Consider the following 16204-nt stretch of genomic DNA (forward strand, 5'->3'; position numbering starts at 1 on the left):
AAGGCAGCATCATTGAAAATTTACTTTATAGATTTGAATATGAAGGACTTTTCTTTTGGGAAGTTAAACAATATGACTATACAAAAGGCTAGAATTATTCTACAAAAAATTAAATAAAAAATTTTGTAAATCCTTATAATGAATGCGATACAAGAGGGAGGATGAAATATGAGGGCAAAAGAAATTTTAACGAAGTTAGGTACTTTAGAGCAAAAGAGAGATGAGGTAAGTTCTGCATTAATTGAGACTTCCTATAGAGAAGCAAAGTTAGTTTTAGAGGACTCTCTAAAGAAGTACCAGAAGAAAGTAGATGCTTTTCTTAATACAGAATTCGAGCCTTTATCATCAACAGCTTTTCTAATGGTTTCCCACAAGCATTTAAATCTCAACACTGGTGATCAAGTTCAGTTGAATGTAGAAGCATTAACTAGTGATGGGATTACAAAGAATGTTACTGCTGAACTTCGTCCGGCTATGTTATTTAAAGATATAGATAATTTATATAATAATAAAGGTTTAATTACAGCGGTAGACATTAGTAATTATAAATTTGAAGAACGAATAGTTGAAATTGTAAAGACTACCAATGGTTTTGGTGTGGGTGATGATAGAGAAACACAAGGGTTACAAGTTATAGCAACGAATAAACGAAATGAATATCGAATTGTAAATTTAAAAGGTGACTATTTAGGGATTACTTTCCAAACAGATGGTAAAGAAGAAGTTGGTGATAACTGGTTAATTTATGTATATTGGGCGAGTACAGGCACTACTTATTCTGTCAAAGATAAATATATAGCAAAGGCGAGCCCTGAAGGAATTGTAACAGGCCTTAGCGGAGGAACAACAGATATAGTCATTACAAATGGGGTGCATGAAGTATTTGTACCAATTACAGTCGTAGGAAATGAAGCTCCTGAACCACCAGCTATTACTTCTGTGGATAATATGGAAAGCGGAGTAGAAGTTAGATTTGATTATAGTACGTCACCTGATAGTGAGAGTTATAACATTTTTGTAAATGATGTATTAGTTTTAACAGGTGTTGAGCATTCACCTGCTAAATTAGATCATAACATTTTTAATGATAAAGTATCTGTAATTGAAATGACGGCAATTAATTTAGAGGGTAAAGAGTCTGAAAAATCTAATGCATTTCAATATAAACCATTAGATGAATTATCGACTACTTAAGATTTTTTAATGTGAATGTAAAAACATAGTACATTATTTTTCATAAGGAAGTACAGGTATTATAGCAAATTTAATATTTAAATTAGATATAAAAAAACTCGCAACTAAATTGATATATATATCGACTACTATAATACCAGTACGAAATAGGAGAGGTAAACGATATGGAATTATCTAAGAAAATTAGTCGATTAGTACAGTTAATTCAAAGTGGCGAAAATTTGTCCATTAGTATCGACATTAATTCCGGACTTGCTAGAATTTGTGACATGGATTTTTCTATGGAAGAACAAAACAAAATTATTCATGGTGACATTGATAACACATGGTTAGTCCAATGGTTTAATTACTTGCAAAAGACAATAAAAAAAGAATTAGATCAAGGTGAAAATAATGCTTTGAAACATTTATATTTGTTTGAGGTACAACATTTGCAAGTAAGAGATAACAATGAGGAAAAAAGTCAATTGAATAAAAAGGCTAAGAATACTTCTGAATCAAATTCTAATAATGAAGCAGATATGAGTAGAAATCTTTATATTGCGGAGCTGGAAAAGAACTATCGTAATATGGAGAATCGGCTTAAAAAAGCAGAAGATTATGTGAAATATTTAGTGAAACAACTAAATGTAAAAAATGTAACGGAGCAAAACTTACAGTATCCATTACATTTTTCTAATAGTAGCAGCAAAATAGAAAATGCAATGAAAGTTAAGAATAAAGAGATTCAAAATGTTATAGATGCAATGAAAGATATTGAGGTACCTTATGGATCGTTTATAAATCATCAAATTAACGAAGTGATTATAATTAAAATTCATAATGATTCAGGGATTAATTATATTGTATCAGGGGACTATGATTCAGCAATTTTAGTGTAGTTAATAAATGAGATTTAGAGGATATGATTTTAAGGTTGGTGATAATTTAATATGCTATTAAATACATTTACAACGGATCAGTGGAAAAAGCATAGAGAAAACCTCGCTAGTAAGTTAAAGGAGATACATATCGAGCATTTCATTAAACGAATGGTAAGATATGATTCCACTTCACTTGGTTTACAAGATTACCATCTTTCTTTGGTATTTGATATTGAAAAAGAACGTCTCTATATTTGCAATAAAGCATCTAAAAGAATGACTGAAAGTACTTCTATAAGACGTTTGCAGGAAATAGAAATGGTTTTAGTAAATTGGTTAAAAGAAATGAAGGAAATTATTAAATAAATTTATATGAGAATTATGTTTAGGTTGAGGAGATATGGATAATAAAAAAGTTAAAATCTATAGATATTATAAGGGTGGAATTTATCTTGTTACTGGTAAGGGAAAACAAACAGGAACTGATGAAGAAATGGTAATTTATGAAGATGCTAAAGGGAATACTTGGATTGAACCTCAGAGTACTTTTATGGCGGATATTGAGGTATGCGGAGTAAAAGTTCCTCGCTTTGAGCATTTAGGTAATTTCTATAAAAGTAATTAAGGAGAGGGTTAATTTGTTAGGCAAGCGAAAATATATGGTTTCTGGTCATGATGCAGAAGGAAAATATGTAGAAAAAGAAGTTTGGGCTAGTTCTGCTCGTAATGCATTAAATATTTCTCAAGAGTGGAATGACGGTAATACATTTACGGTAGCTCGTAAGGTTGGATGCGGCTGTGGTGGAAATTAAGTAGACATAAATGTATGCAATATATAATTATTTTATATTAATATACGGTATAAAGGATTTATTGGCGTTCTTCCTTATAAATACTTTACAGGAGGTAGGAATAAAATGTTTGAAATTAATACAGTTGAAGAATTTAAAGAAAAGATAGTAGAAGGGTTTGTTTTAGTTTATTTTTATACTACTTGGTGTGGCCCCTGTAAAATGATTACACAGGATATTAAGGAATTGTCAAAAGAAATTGACGATATTAAATTTATTCAAGTTAACGCTGATCAATTTTTAGATATCACTAAATTGTGTGAAGTTACTACGATTCCAACGCTTCTGTTTATGAAAGATGGTAAAAATATTGAAAAGAAAGTTGGATTTACTCCTAAGCAAGAAATTCAGGAATTTATTGAGGCTAGTAAATTAGCAAGCCAAATGGAGGCTGAAGAGGAGGTATTAGAAAAAGATGCCTTAAATTGAGAAGAAACTTGAAAAGGTAATACCACAAAGGTGTGTCATTTGACACACCTTTTCCTATAATGGGCTTACTATATTTGGTTAGGAGGTTACAATCGATATGCCTAAACTCAAAAGTATTATGAGATATGTTAAAGAAATAGATAAAATGATTAAAGATTTGCGTAAGGGTATGGCACATAGCCATCCATACTCAGTAGATGCGTTACGGCAATATGTAGATGAATTAGAAGCTATACGTGAAGTAATCATGGAATCAGGACTTGAATCTGGTGAAAACTTGGATACATTAATGTATAAAATCAGGGAATGTATAAGGGAGTGCGTGAGACCTTCTTATGCACGAAAACCACAAGTTTTACCTTATCCAAAACCAGATCCATGGGTACCACCTGTTACAGTCACAGGGGTTAATATTATTTTCGTTGTGGATATTTCTGAATCCATGTTTGAAGGAGGGGGCCTTGAACCTGGAGGTCGTGTTAGAATTTATTAGTTGCCACAGCAAATGAAATCGAACGTTATGCTAAAGCTGCTAAAATCCCATGTAAAGTATCATTAGTGGCCTACGCTGATCCAACAGACAGAGCAGGGGAGAATAGACCGAACTTTTGGAGAATTCTACTGAATAAAAGTGTAGATGTACAAGGGTTAGCACAAGCATTTTCTGATATTGGTACGCTAACATTTAAGCGAGGATCGGATTTCCCTGAATCTGGTATGTCTGCAATTTATCATTCGATTGATCAAGTGATAGATAAAAGTGTAGTAAATGGTAAACCTGTAGAGAATTCTCTTATTCTTGTATCAGATGATAGACAAAAGTTAGAGGGCAGTAGCGAACCTTCACATCGCCTGTATAAAGAAGTTACATACGATCAGGTTGATGGAAAGCTAAATAGCCTTAAAGTATTTAATCGTTATGCGTTAGTGCCTATGAAAACTATATATACAGTTCTTCCAGGAAGAAAAGGACCTGGGAAAATAGGGCCAGGGAATTGGAATAGTCCTATCATTCCTTTCTTTAGACAGTGTAGAGAGTACTTCCATGTAAGCTCTTTAAAAGATGTAAGCGATTGGATCACTTGGACATTAGATCCTACTAAGGCTCCGAAAAAAAAGTGAGGAGGAAGTGATAATGACAATTAGATTTGGAGATTTGTATGAGGAAATCTTAGCTATTGAAGATGCTATGCAGCGTATGAGAGATGATATAGCTAGTTCAGATTGTTCCTCTATTACAAAATGTCGTTTGGAAATAGAATTAGAGATGCTTGAACAAAAATTATATGAATTAGAACGTACAAATATAGATTTTGAATTATTAAACTTTGTTACAATTATAGAATCTATTGAAAGATGCTTTAATTGTATTGATATTCCAGGTGAATTATCTCATGATATAGCTCCTGTACCATATGATACAGCAAGCAATTGCGGAGGTAAAAAGAGACAATTATTACTTAAAGATATTGAGTTAATTAAAGTATTTGAGATGAGTACTAGAAAGCCCGACAAACGACCAAATATATTTGAATTTGTTAAGAGCGCAATGCCGTATAAAATCCTTACAATTGCATCAGAGAAGTATATTGTATCGTATGACTCGTTACGTAATGGTATTGCGGTTAAAGGGTTCAATAGGCAAACAGGGGAGTCAGTAACGAACTTTGGAAATATTTCTAGAATTGATGTGAAATTAAATGATTCGGCGCGTCAGAAATATGGCGTAGAATGGGTAACTGCATGTAAGGTTTTATTAACAACACCTACAACAATGGTTAGTATTGCACCGTTATCGTTAGCTATTGATGGTAATCCGAGCACCATGCCTAGGGTTGAATATACAAATGAGGCAGAAGTTGAAATGGTATTTCAATTTTTTGTATAGATAATTAGGAGCTGAAAAGATAAAAAAACGTACAGAAGTGTACGTTTTTTTATTATCTCATTTAATCAAAGTGGCAATTATAATGTTTAATTCATTTTCTATTAAATTCACCTAAAACGTTGAATTCAGGAAGTTGTTTATTTTCTGTTTAAATTGTTGATGAAATAATCTGTTCAGATCTAAATCCCTATTAGAAAACTTTTTAATTTCCTCAATTGAAAATGTACCACCCCAATATGGAGAGGTATGAATATCCGAATGGAATGTCACTCCTAAATAGGTAGAAGGAATGGCGTTTAGCATAATATTTGAAATTTCTTTTAAAACGTCTTGGGAAACATTTTGTGGTACATCAAAGATTAATTCATCATGTATCTGTAATACGATGTGTATATCATGCTCTTCAAGTATAGATTTGTAATTCTCCTGTAGCCATTCATCTCTATCTAAGCATTTTGTACCATCTGGCCGGGTGGGATAAAATAAATTTACCATGGCTTTTTTTACCTGCGTCGCAGAAGTTCCTTGTATTTTAAAGTTACAACTTTGCCGTTTTATTTTCTCTAATCTCCAATCTGAATTTTTGTTCTTAAAGGTGGAAGAAGAGGTAGCTTTTAAAATCGTTTCTTTAAAACGTCTTTTTCTACCAAACAAATCTTTTACATAACCATTAGTTAAAACTTCTCTATGTGTTTCAGATTCCCATCTTAAAAAGTTGGGTAATTGTTTTTTAAATTGATTAATTAACGAGGTCGCTGCTGCTTTTGTAATATTTAATTGATCGGATAAACCGATTTCTGTTATACCATATAAGGTCACTTAAACCCCTTAGTTTCCTAAGGGAGTGGACTATACCTTAGCAACTATTTCAAGTTACTTCTCACATTAAGCGAACTCGTTAGATTGGTTGTTTATATAAACGCGGAACGCTATAAGTCTCTGCACCTGCCATTCATATGAACGCTTTGGCACAGGATTACCATATGCTTATACACTTAGGTTTCCCTGTTTTGAGTGAGATTTTAATTCGGCAATCCCTTTACCGAATACAATGCTTTTCATTTCTTTTCTAAGCGATTCAAAAGCATTTGCCAGAGAAGGAATAGTAGTACTATTTAGTTCCTTCATATTATATATCTTCAAGATATATAGACATTCTGGGGTATCTGACCATTTATTTATAAGCTGTTGTATATGATGCTGAGTCTCTTTTAATGTCTCTCTTTTATAATTTCGAATATCCTCAAACAAGTTATAAGTAAACCCCTTAATTTGGCAAGTGATTTGACTATGTACATCTAAACCTTTCTTAAAGGCTTCAATTAGAACCGGTTCTTGTGTTACTATTGCGAGCCAGCGTAATTCTTGTTGTATGTATACCGCCATTTTCATGGTATTTGAACACTCCTTAAAGGAGCCGGATTAGACTATACCTTCTGTTGCATTCCTGCAAATAATGGGCAAATTTTGTGACCACTAAGCCCATAGCCTACCGTATAAATGAGTTCGATGGATTTATCAATTTTGGTTGATAGACGACTCATTATTTTGTTAACTATGAATCAAGATGATAATTAACAAGCAGTCGTTGCACTTCTTGTCACTAGAAGCACAGGATTCGCTCCACCGTTACATGAGGGCGTTCCCTGTTTTGAGTAGGTTTAGATTAACGACTTCAGCCAACGTTTTGTAAACTGAAGTCAATACTGGTGAATAATCTACCTCTTTCTGCTCTAAAGGCCATACGTATAAAATCAGCTTTACTTGGTACTTGTTGTCATTGTAGTAATGCAAGGCTCTTTATCCTTGCTCTCTTTTTTCAAAGAGTATCGGACTATATCATCACCCTGTTGTAGAAGGGTGGATCGCTTTCGTGCTTATTTCACCTGTTCTAGGTTAATTTAAGTAGTCTCTGCACCTTTCTAATATCCCTATTAGACTTGGCTCAGGATTGACATAGGTAATTACCCTTAGCTTTCCCTGAATTAACGATCTGCTTACACATAAAGTTACCTTTATGCAGCCCACAACTTTAGGTTTGGTGACGAGCAACTCATACGGCCTGTTTTAGTTCCTACAGAGTTATAGATAGGATGAATTTTATTATCGATAGTACCTTGTTGTTCTTTGGGTAGGGAGTTGCAAAAAGAACTTATTAATTTCACTAAGCGACGATATTCTAGAATTAGAGGAATTACAGGATGCATTGATAGATTACGTATCAGCGTTTTTCTATCTGTTTTTAGCTTGGAAATCACACTTTTGCAACCTTTGTCATATTCCATGATAGGTTTTAGAATAGCGTTATCAATATAAAGTTTTTGGGCCAAATGGGCTGGAGAATTTATATTAAACAAAGTGCTTGTTAATTTATTTACGCTATTATATTTATTTTGTTGCTTAGGTGGGTGCATACAATTATTTAATGTGATAGTAGAACCTAGGTGATTCAAGATTTCTTTTTTTACGCATTGTAATTTCGCTTGGAGTATTTGTTTTACATCATTGCTTAGAAATTCTTCACTAATTTTAATACCTTTTCTTTCAGCAGTAGTAAGTACAGCTATTAAAGGCATCTCTATTTCTCTAAATAATTTATATATATGAACAAGATTAAATTTAGGGTTTTCAAAAATCCTTTTCTGATACTCGAATACAGACTTTAGCATAAAAATATCATAGCAAGCGAAGTAGGTAGCTACATGATGTTGTAGCTGATCATAGAGTGTCTTTTCAAACATATATTTTTTTCTATCGATGGTATTTAAAATGGTTCCTTTTGAAATAAAACGGGGTAATACATATTCTTTATACCATTCTTTTACACCTTTTGGATGGTTCTCATTTAATAGGTTTGCAGCTATCTCAGTATCCCAAAAGATATTATATGTAATGTCAAAATTACACCAATTATATAGAGCATGAATGTGTTGCTTACTGTTACTAAGTATTAATAAGGTATCTTTCTCTAATAGTGGTGAGAGTTTTTTCATCGTGTATTCTAGACTTAATGTAGAGATATGCTGTGATAATCGATGTTTAAAAGGCTTAATAGGTATATAAAAAAAACTGTTATCCATAAATCCAATCGTAATTGAGATGATTGAGTCTTTAAAAGGATTCAAACCAGTGGATTTCGTATCAATAAATGTATAAGCTTGCGAATGTAAGGTTTTATACACCTTATACTTGGTAATGAATTCTTTAAATTGTTCAGGGGTATGTATTAAGTAGTAATTTAAAGGTAGTTTTACTGAATTATTAATTCCGTGAATATATTGATTTTGTTTTATCGTAATCTTTTTTTTCTCATTTTTTTTGTACGAGTTTTTTGCGTGCTTTCTTTTACTTCGCGCTTATTTAATAGTGTAAAAATGTCCTGATTGGATTCATTTGATTTAAAAAACAAAATTTACAACTCCTTACTTCAAAAAGGGACGACATAATCGTCCCTTTCTACATTTAATAATAGAAATTAAAATTCCATACGGTTTTCTAAAACGGTAATTTATGATTAGTAGTTCTCAATTGTTCCTTTTCATCAAAACCTTCAGTAGTTAATGAAAGAGTAGGGGAACTACATTGAAACTGTGCTTTCTGTAAATTGTATATTGTTGAGGCTGCATTTATAAATTCTTGGATTTCATCAGGACTATGAGAAGTTATATATGTTGATATATCAAGCATTTCAATTTCATTAAAGTCTGGCTTCTTTAATATAGGTTCTTCATCCACTGAAGTATAATGGTATGGTTTAGCTGAATAAGTGGTATCATTAGCACCTGTCCCACTTCTAGAGATAGTGACAAAATCTTTTGTAGGATCAATCACGTAAAGATTAAAGTCTGTGTGTAATTTTTGAATGTGAGTTTTCGCTAAAGAGACTAGCTTAATCTTATTATCTAATGGATCATATACACGTAATTTAATCTTCAAATTCGGATATTTACCAGGATTAATGTGACAAAGGGGGCACACATCTGTCCCTGGGCAACGTATATATTTGGGTTTTAAGGTAGGTTCATAATGCTCGCGAATACCAACCAGATTTTCATACCAATCGATAAATAAAAGTGTAAGTGGTTTTTTATCTTTAAACGTAAGAAAGGTGTTTCCCACTTTTAAAATTGCATCTAATCCTTTTATGGTCGTCATACTTTATTTCCTCCTTAAATTGACAGGACATATAACTTCATCTGATTGTTATATATCGATATAAAGGTTTATTTAAATTAACTTTGTTTATTCTGTTTATATAAATAAACAGAACTTAAGTTTTTAAATGCAGACTGTAAGTTATGAATCTAGTCAATACTTAATAGTAACAAATCAATAATTAAGCTTAATAATTTTCCAATAAAGTTCATGTAATGAATGGTTATATATATAAAAGAGGGCTGAAATCTAATAAGAAACAGATAAACGCCTTTGAAAATTATTGTCGATGTTGTATACTAGTTGTATATACTAGACTGATTAATAGTTATCGTAATAACTAATTAAATAGTTTCGGAATTTATAATGAAAATAAAAGTTACTTTTGTTTACAAAATGTTCTTAATTGTTTTACAATATTTTTAGGTGATTGTTGTTTGAGGTAGTAGGGAACTAAGTATATTAACAACAATAAATGCTACGCAATTTCTTTAATGCTCTTGTTGAGTGCGATTTATTAATTTTAAGTTCGTTTGCGATTTCGGCTAAATTCATACAGACTCCTAAGCCGTCATATAGCATGTATTCTATGACATGTTGTTCAGTCGGAGTAAATTTGTTTCTATGTATTTCAAAATCTGCTTTAACAATTGAGAATTCATATCCTTGTTCGTAAGACTCTTGGCAAAATGTAGGGCAATTGTTTTCACTAGAATCGTCTTCAATAAATCCATCACAATAAAATACAGAAGTCGAATTTTGTTCTACCATTCTATTTGTATAACGATAATAATCAACCACGGTTCTTTTAATAATTGTTTGACAGAATGAAGGTAGCTTTTCAGATGGAACTGTGGTTTGTTGAAGAGATTTCATTATACGCAAGATACAATCTTGTTTCACATCTTCTTTATCTTGATTTCTCACCTTAAATAATTCAAAATTAAAAATTTTAGCTATAGATTCAGAGTTTAGTATTTCCATTATTAAATCTTGAAAGTTTATAGTTGCTGTGTTCATTATATAAATCCCCTTTATTTGAATGAATTAAAATTTACTGCTTAGTAAACTAATTGAATTTGTATTTAATTTATCTAGTAACCCCATCTTAAGTAAGTCATTGGAGTCGATTTTTGAATATTCAGTGAATTGGGGGTGGATAAAGAGTATGATTGACCGTGAATCCCTCCTGTATTAAGTGTTTTGTTGCTTTTTGTGTTGCATCTTTTCCAGCTTTGTCATTGTCAAAAAATAGATCAACTATCTCTATACCTGCTAGATGTAATTCGCGTATTTGGTTTTTAAATAATAATTTCCCGTTAATTGCAACAGCAGGAATACCTACTTGATAGTTACTCATTGCATCTATAGGAGATTCTACGATACGAACTCTTTTAATTCGATTGGCTGATGTTCGTAATTGATTAATTAAATGAAGTCCAAATAAAATATCTTTTTTGTTTGGTAATCCTTCGTTGATAAATTTTGAACCGTTATAATTGCTTCCAATTTTTCGTTTTTGTAAAAAGCGAAGATCCCCGTTTCGAGTACGTTGCGGAAATACGATACATTTATTTCTGACATCTATTTTTATTTCGTAAGTATCTAAAATCTTCATGTTTATTCCACGCTGATTAATTAAATAGGACATTGCTACATTGTAAATTCCTTGATTTTTAAATTTTTCCTCATCCAATTTTTTGAGTGTTTCTTCAGATAATGTATTTGCTTTTATACATTTTTTTCTTGTAGCTAAGATTTTTGTAATGTCTAAAGGTTTACGATTGTCTTCAAAATAGTAATTTGATAATAGGGCTTTTAATCCGTTGCCTCGTTCTAAAACAAAAGCGGTTTCAATTACACAATCTATGGTTCCTAAGTATCCACAACAGAAACAGTGTGTGTGATAGGGAGGGGTTTTAGAAATACCAAATGATGGTCTTGTTTCTGTATGATTCGGACAGCAACACATTATATAATTGCCGTTATCATTTTTCTTTGAAAATGCTGCATGGTTACTTTGATATCTAAGGGAATACTGATACTTAAAACGCAAATCATCTATTAGACTTGGTATATCAAGTGATGTATTTTCGAGAATTTCTACATTTTTTGCTTTTTGCATGTATTTTCATCTCCATTATTAAGACTAGAAGAACTGTTTTTCATACTGATTGTTTATGGTACTAATCAGTCCGGTATCAAAGTTATATCGCACAATGAAACTTTGACCACTAGCATTGCCACGATTTTTTATAACCTGTACTTTAAAGGTATTTTCATTTATTTTGATAATAGATATACCTTTGCTAGCATCTTGGAAAATTGCATAAGTTTCCCCGATATCTTCACCAGTCATCGTGCTATCATTTAGACTTTTTTTTATTCTTTTAGCGGACTCTCTGTTAGCTTGTGCTACTACATAACCTGGAATTCCTGTTCCTAAAATCATTTCACGTACTGCTGCTGATATATCAAATAATCTTTGTCTTAAATCCCCAAAATTATTATTGGAGCTATTTAAACGTACTTTGGATAGTTGATCTAAAACAAAGCGAGTATGTCCTTCAGACTCAAGGACGCGTTGTATTTCAGTAACTGTATAGGGGCGACCACCATTTTTTTGAATATCATAGATGACCATATCTTTTTGCTTTTTCCTTAGTTGATCTAAAAAGAAGATATAACGGTCTTTTTGTTCAGCTGACATAGTACCACGTTGTATGCCTAAATTTGATACACCAGCCAGGACATGATCCCAATTTCGGGCAATTTCTTCGGCACGTTGTTCTAAAGCAAAGTATGCAGGGAAATCCCACTCGATATTACTATTCCAAGCGGACATTAACATAAATGAGGATATTAATGTTTTGCCCATATTAGATGGTGCGAAAACAAGAAAATAATCAGTTTCTTGCCCATCACTTACTAATCCATTAGTCACTAAATCTAATGTTTTAAAGCCTGTAGTCGCTCCTAAAATTTCATTTTCATCTCTACCATGAATTGATAAGTACTTACTCTTACGTGTATCCGCCATTCCAGTATATGAGTATCCTTTGTTGTCAATATTCGCAAGTTTTAACATATTCGTGGCATTTAATTTAATATCTAAAATAGCTTCTACAGTTTTCTTTTCAGCGACAAGGTTTGCTGCTTTTTGAAGAAAGGGCTTGAATTTTCTATGTAGCCAATCTTCTTTCAGAGCATCTACTACAAATTCTGTTTTTTCTAATTCGACCATTTCAAATTCTTCAAATATATTCATTACGGTTTCTATTGTTGGAAGTTGTTTTTGTAATTTTTTAAAATTTTTAATGTAATTAAAAATATCTTTATGTATAGGAAAATGTTCTTCATCAAGGCCATTTTTATCAATTGAAGACCAATCTCTGTTTTCTAATATATGGTTTAATAGTTGTAATTCTTCAATGGATGGCATAATATAAACTCCTTTTCATCTAATCTCGACATAATAATCGATGTAATAATGGAAATAGTTGCGATTTTTTTAATAACAAAACGCGGAACTTATGTTCTTTTATGATTTAAAATAAAACGTATGTTCTATTTTTATCGAAAAATAAAAGAACTTATGTTCGTTTTTGGGGCGTAAAAGAATAGAAGATTAAACCAGAACCCTAATGGAATAAAGCATCTTACTATCCAAAACAGATATTGCTGCTTTATTATGTTCTGATTAACTTCTTTTGTTTTACAGATATTTATATATAAGGATTTAATACATTTCTACTCAATTCATAAGCTGCAAATTTAATCATGTAAATTAGTATACTATGGAAATATATTAATTGTAATACTATTTTTACATATTTATCATATTATTGTTAAATGGATTCTAGAAAGACCCCGTTACATGACGAGATCTTTATATAATTGGCTTCAGAATATAACTTTTTTCTTGTCTTCTATCACGACCTCCTAATTGATATACAACAGTATTAAATAACATACGAGATGTAATAATATCCCCAAGACAATTCTCTTGTTCTAATTGTTGGAGTGTAAGATTAGAAGTGAAAAATGTTGATTTTTTGTTTTCTTTACGAAAATCAATTACATCATAAGTAAAATCCTTAATATAATTTGTAAATCTCCCATTTCCTATATCATCAAGTATTAGTAGGGGAACCGTCTTCATGAGTTTTACTTGTTGTAAAACTTTTTGTGTGAAATCTTCATCATTTAATTGATAAATTTGCCGTAGATCATTTGCCCATGAACCATACTTAATATAGAGTACAAGCGGAGACTCAAAATTAAATAAAGAAGGATTCATTACTGATTTAAATATATATTCCATTGCAAAGGCTATAGCAGTATATGATTTACCAGTTCCTTTTTGTGGATGTATAAAAGCAAGATTATTTCCATTCTTAACAATTTCCTCTATTGAATTAAAAGTATCTATAATGTAGTCTTTGTACATTCTGTTATCCGTGTCTATTAAGAAATTTCTTTTATTTGCATTTTGATATTCTACAGGAATTTGAGAAAGCTTTAAAGCTTGATTAAGTAAGATATAACCGCCACACTCAGGATTTATTGTATAATCCTGTGGCAGGGGAGTAGTACCATTTCTACGTTGGCACCAATCTCTAACAACACATTGTGTACAAGTAACATAAGGTTCATTCAATATTCACACCACCTATTATTATATAAATTATTTATATGATTTTATAATTTCAAAACTGTTATATAATAGATTGATTTTTAAATATAAAATTCCTAGTCAATACTTCAATATTTAATTCTTTTTTTTCTAAAACATGAAGGAATAAAGCATTTAAGTGATTTATTGTATTTGGCTGAATCTCCATATGATGTAATGAATATTTATTTTGATTAAGAAAAGACAATATTGAATTCTTACATTTCATAATATCCTTCCAACCATATTTTTTTGCAAGTGTATCTATTACTTCCCATATCATTTCTGATACTTTTAGGAGTGGAATTTTATCACATTCTATTATGTAGTATCGATTACTTTTTCCACGACCTGGGACCTCTTTTTTTATAAATCCTTTTTCAACTAATTCATTAATATAACGAATAATTGTATTTATTGAGCAGGAGCAAGATATAGACAATCTATAAATACTTGGGAATGCAAATTCTCCTTTTTTATAAATGTAATTCAAAATGTTAGAATACACCAATTTTGCGTGAGTACTTAGGCCAATACAGTGAGCTACCATGCTAGGAATGCTTATATGCCCTTTGTTGTATGAGCTATTGTATATAAATTCTCTTTCTTTTGAATTTGGCATCGTTTTATACAATTAAAACACCTCTTTCTATTATAAGTATCGTTTTATATGCTGAAAAAGTTGAGGGGGAATTTTAAGGAAATAAAAAAAAATTCTACATTCAGATAAAAAATAATTCAATTTACCTATAATACTATTAAATAAAATCCAATAAACACGCAGTTTTTTAATAATGGAAAGCTTTAATTGTTTATATTCTTGCGTAGTTTGGGTTTGATTATAAATAGCGATTATAAAGCGGGTATTACAACTTGAATAGTTTAGAGGTGATGATATGAAGAGTAATTGGAAATCTCATCCGATTTGTGGATTAGGAGATCAAATTGGAAAAGCTATTATGCTTACATGTAAAGAAAATGCATATATTGGTGGTTTAAAAGACATCACTGAAAAATCCATTATGATTGAAGTTGGTGAGGGGATGGTTATTGCTGTGGACCGCACTGTATTAAATGATGAATCAATAGAACTACATGTTGTGGGAGGATAAAAGATTGTCTGATTTTGTTATAAGTGAAAATACGCGTAATAGTATTAGTACTATTAATGCTCCTAGACCAAAATTAGATCCCCGAGATCCTAATATTGGGAAAATAGCACTGGTTAAAGAAGGGGCATATAAGGGGCTAAAAGGTATAATATATCCACCTACTAAGGAATTGAAATATGATGGAGAGTTTGTAAAAGGATTTACAGGGCATTATGAAGTAGAAAAACTCTATCATGTAATGTTCTTTTTTGAAGATGGTCCATTTTTTTGTGCAATGGAGACAGATTTAATGGATTTAGAGGTAGAAGGGGGTATATTCATTATTGATGACGGAGATGGAACTGTTGCAAAACCCTATGGATGTGGTGAAAGATTATATACGTCGGTTCCAGAAATTTATCATGAATTACCTTTAAATAAATCAGGTTATATCATTATCAATACCTACCAAAGCAGGCGGGTAGATTCTGTATTTAAAGTGTTTTGGATTAACGATCTTACTACACCAATAGGACAAACTCATACACGCGTGCATGGAGTAGTTTTTAATAGTCCACATGATATAATATTTTATTATGATCCCAGGTATAACCCAAATAAAATAGTCATTAAGAATGATTATATAGGAAATTGGTATCATAAAGTCAATTGTCTTACAGAACTTGATGGCTCAATATTTAAGCCGTATATCTGTGGGACTAATATTGTTCTTAATAGTCCCATAGATATGAAAAATTGTTTTTTTCAACTAATTGAACGTACAGGGGAAGTTGAAGTTGTATATAAATACTTGGGAGATCCTAAAAGTGAGGCTTCATTAGAAGTGTTTTGGCAGAATGAAGTCATAGGGAAAGTAAACACTAAGGAAAAAAATTATGAGGAGAAAAGCATTATCTTTAGTGTAGATGAAATCAAAATGTTTAATCCTCAGGTGAGAGTTACAGTACATGGACACTGGGAAGTGAAAGTAAAATGTCCGGTAAATAAGGGGATATCAAAGTTAAGAGAAAAGAATTTTTGAGTACTAGTGGTATGGG

20 protein-coding genes are annotated in these 16204 nt (G+C 31.5%); 11 read left to right on the top strand and 9 right to left on the bottom strand.

Translation table 11 applies throughout. From position 1 onward, the window contains the following. Positions 1-168: 168 nt before the first annotated feature. The 9 genes from MR169_RS11115 (at position 169) to MR169_RS11155 (ending at position 5225) form a co-directional block, all read left to right on the top strand. Positions 169-1194 carry a hypothetical protein gene (locus MR169_RS11115; RefSeq protein ID WP_242319394.1) on the top strand — a complete coding sequence of 342 codons (1026 nt, stop codon included), beginning with the start codon at positions 169-171 and terminating at the stop codon, positions 1192-1194. 164 nt (positions 1195-1358) lie between these two features. Further along, a complete protein-coding gene (locus MR169_RS11120; RefSeq protein WP_242319395.1) occupies positions 1359-2075 on the top strand; it encodes a hypothetical protein in 717 nt (238 codons plus the stop codon). A gap of 51 nt (positions 2076-2126) precedes the next feature. Continuing rightward, positions 2127-2423: a hypothetical protein gene (locus MR169_RS11125; protein WP_242319396.1), complete on the top strand. Its 297-nt coding sequence runs from the start codon at positions 2127-2129 to the stop codon at positions 2421-2423. Between the two features lie 34 nt (positions 2424-2457). Continuing rightward, positions 2458-2682, top strand: a complete 225-nt coding sequence (locus tag MR169_RS11130; RefSeq protein WP_000369000.1) for a DUF1653 domain-containing protein — start codon at positions 2458-2460, stop codon at positions 2680-2682. 13 nt (positions 2683-2695) lie between these two features. Beyond that, positions 2696-2869: a hypothetical protein gene (locus tag MR169_RS11135; protein WP_176543426.1), complete on the top strand. Its 174-nt coding sequence runs from the start codon at positions 2696-2698 to the stop codon at positions 2867-2869. 105 nt (positions 2870-2974) lie between these two features. Then, positions 2975-3337: a thioredoxin family protein gene (locus MR169_RS11140; protein WP_242319397.1), complete on the top strand. Its 363-nt coding sequence runs from the start codon at positions 2975-2977 to the stop codon at positions 3335-3337. 97 nt (positions 3338-3434) lie between these two features. Next, the gene (locus MR169_RS11145; RefSeq protein ID WP_242319398.1) at positions 3435-3830 is read left to right on the top strand and encodes a hypothetical protein; all 396 of its coding nucleotides are present in this window, start codon (positions 3435-3437) and stop codon (positions 3828-3830) included. 65 nt (positions 3831-3895) lie between these two features. After that, a complete protein-coding gene (locus tag MR169_RS11150) occupies positions 3896-4459 on the top strand; it encodes a hypothetical protein (protein WP_242319399.1) in 564 nt (187 codons plus the stop codon). Between the two features lie 13 nt (positions 4460-4472). After that, positions 4473-5225, top strand: a complete 753-nt coding sequence (locus tag MR169_RS11155; protein ID WP_242319400.1) for a hypothetical protein — start codon at positions 4473-4475, stop codon at positions 5223-5225. A gap of 111 nt (positions 5226-5336) precedes the next feature. Here the strand turns inward: MR169_RS11155 and MR169_RS11160 are convergent, their stop codons facing one another. From MR169_RS11160 to MR169_RS11200, 9 genes are all read right to left on the bottom strand, one after another. Then, positions 5337-6044: a DNA polymerase gene (locus MR169_RS11160; RefSeq protein ID WP_098286925.1), complete on the bottom strand. Its 708-nt coding sequence runs from the start codon at positions 6042-6044 to the stop codon at positions 5337-5339. A gap of 168 nt (positions 6045-6212) precedes the next feature. After that, entirely contained in the window at positions 6213-6617 is a 405-nt protein-coding gene (locus tag MR169_RS11165; protein ID WP_000781409.1) for a hypothetical protein, read from the bottom strand. A 623-nt stretch (positions 6618-7240) separates the two neighbouring features. Beyond that, positions 7241-8305, bottom strand: a complete 1065-nt coding sequence (locus MR169_RS28320) for a DNA polymerase (RefSeq protein ID WP_347408020.1) — start codon at positions 8303-8305, stop codon at positions 7241-7243. Positions 8306-8720: 415 nt separating this feature from the next. Beyond that, positions 8721-9380 carry a hypothetical protein gene (locus tag MR169_RS11175; RefSeq protein ID WP_242319402.1) on the bottom strand — a complete coding sequence of 220 codons (660 nt, stop codon included), beginning with the start codon at positions 9378-9380 and terminating at the stop codon, positions 8721-8723. 462 nt (positions 9381-9842) lie between these two features. Further along, entirely contained in the window at positions 9843-10400 is a 558-nt protein-coding gene (locus MR169_RS11180) for a sigma-70 family RNA polymerase sigma factor (protein WP_001090550.1), read from the bottom strand. A gap of 121 nt (positions 10401-10521) precedes the next feature. After that, positions 10522-11505 (bottom strand): toprim domain-containing protein, encoded by a 984-nt coding sequence (locus tag MR169_RS11185; protein WP_242319403.1) that lies wholly within the window; start codon positions 11503-11505, stop codon positions 10522-10524. A 24-nt stretch (positions 11506-11529) separates the two neighbouring features. Then, entirely contained in the window at positions 11530-12822 is a 1293-nt protein-coding gene (locus MR169_RS11190; protein ID WP_001139154.1) for a DnaB-like helicase C-terminal domain-containing protein, read from the bottom strand. Positions 12823-13269: 447 nt separating this feature from the next. After that, positions 13270-14040 (bottom strand): ATP-binding protein, encoded by a 771-nt coding sequence (locus MR169_RS11195; RefSeq protein WP_242319404.1) that lies wholly within the window; start codon positions 14038-14040, stop codon positions 13270-13272. Positions 14041-14098: 58 nt separating this feature from the next. Continuing rightward, positions 14099-14689 (bottom strand): helix-turn-helix domain-containing protein, encoded by a 591-nt coding sequence (locus MR169_RS11200; protein WP_061664343.1) that lies wholly within the window; start codon positions 14687-14689, stop codon positions 14099-14101. Between the two features lie 262 nt (positions 14690-14951). On the opposite strand from MR169_RS11200, the gene MR169_RS11205 reads away from it, so the two are divergent. Beyond that, positions 14952-15167: a hypothetical protein gene (locus tag MR169_RS11205; RefSeq protein ID WP_000841663.1), complete on the top strand. Its 216-nt coding sequence runs from the start codon at positions 14952-14954 to the stop codon at positions 15165-15167. A gap of 4 nt (positions 15168-15171) precedes the next feature. Further along, positions 15172-16188: a hypothetical protein gene (locus tag MR169_RS11210; RefSeq protein WP_242319405.1), complete on the top strand. Its 1017-nt coding sequence runs from the start codon at positions 15172-15174 to the stop codon at positions 16186-16188. Positions 16189-16204: the final 16 nt, after the last annotated feature.

The organism is Bacillus cereus group sp. BfR-BA-01349 (assembly GCF_022663795.1).
Classification (GTDB): Bacteria; Bacillota; Bacilli; order Bacillales; family Bacillaceae_G; genus Bacillus_A; species Bacillus_A cereus.

Bases quoted from the DNA above. Each gene is read 5' to 3' on its own strand.
- MR169_RS11115 (WP_242319394.1), top strand. From the start codon at position 169: ATGAGGGCAAAAGAAATTTTAACGAAGTTAGGTACTTTAGAGCAAAAG.
- MR169_RS11120 (WP_242319395.1), top strand. From the start codon at position 1,359: ATGGAATTATCTAAGAAAATTAGTCGATTAGTACAGTTAATTCAAAGT.
- MR169_RS11125 (WP_242319396.1), top strand. From the start codon at position 2,127: ATGCTATTAAATACATTTACAACGGATCAGTGGAAAAAGCATAGAGAA.
- MR169_RS11130 (WP_000369000.1), top strand. From the start codon at position 2,458: ATGGATAATAAAAAAGTTAAAATCTATAGATATTATAAGGGTGGAATT.
- MR169_RS11140 (WP_242319397.1), top strand. From the start codon at position 2,975: ATGTTTGAAATTAATACAGTTGAAGAATTTAAAGAAAAGATAGTAGAA.
- MR169_RS11145 (WP_242319398.1), top strand. From the start codon at position 3,435: ATGCCTAAACTCAAAAGTATTATGAGATATGTTAAAGAAATAGATAAA.
- MR169_RS11155 (WP_242319400.1), top strand. From the start codon at position 4,473: ATGACAATTAGATTTGGAGATTTGTATGAGGAAATCTTAGCTATTGAA.
- MR169_RS11165 (WP_000781409.1), bottom strand. From the start codon at position 6,617: ATGAAAATGGCGGTATACATACAACAAGAATTACGCTGGCTCGCAATA.
- MR169_RS28320 (WP_347408020.1), bottom strand. From the start codon at position 8,305: ATGGATAACAGTTTTTTTTATATACCTATTAAGCCTTTTAAACATCGA.
- MR169_RS11175 (WP_242319402.1), bottom strand. From the start codon at position 9,380: ATGACGACCATAAAAGGATTAGATGCAATTTTAAAAGTGGGAAACACC.
- MR169_RS11180 (WP_001090550.1), bottom strand. From the start codon at position 10,400: ATGAACACAGCAACTATAAACTTTCAAGATTTAATAATGGAAATACTA.
- MR169_RS11185 (WP_242319403.1), bottom strand. From the start codon at position 11,505: ATGCAAAAAGCAAAAAATGTAGAAATTCTCGAAAATACATCACTTGAT.
- MR169_RS11190 (WP_001139154.1), bottom strand. From the start codon at position 12,822: ATGCCATCCATTGAAGAATTACAACTATTAAACCATATATTAGAAAAC.
- MR169_RS11205 (WP_000841663.1), top strand. From the start codon at position 14,952: ATGAAGAGTAATTGGAAATCTCATCCGATTTGTGGATTAGGAGATCAA.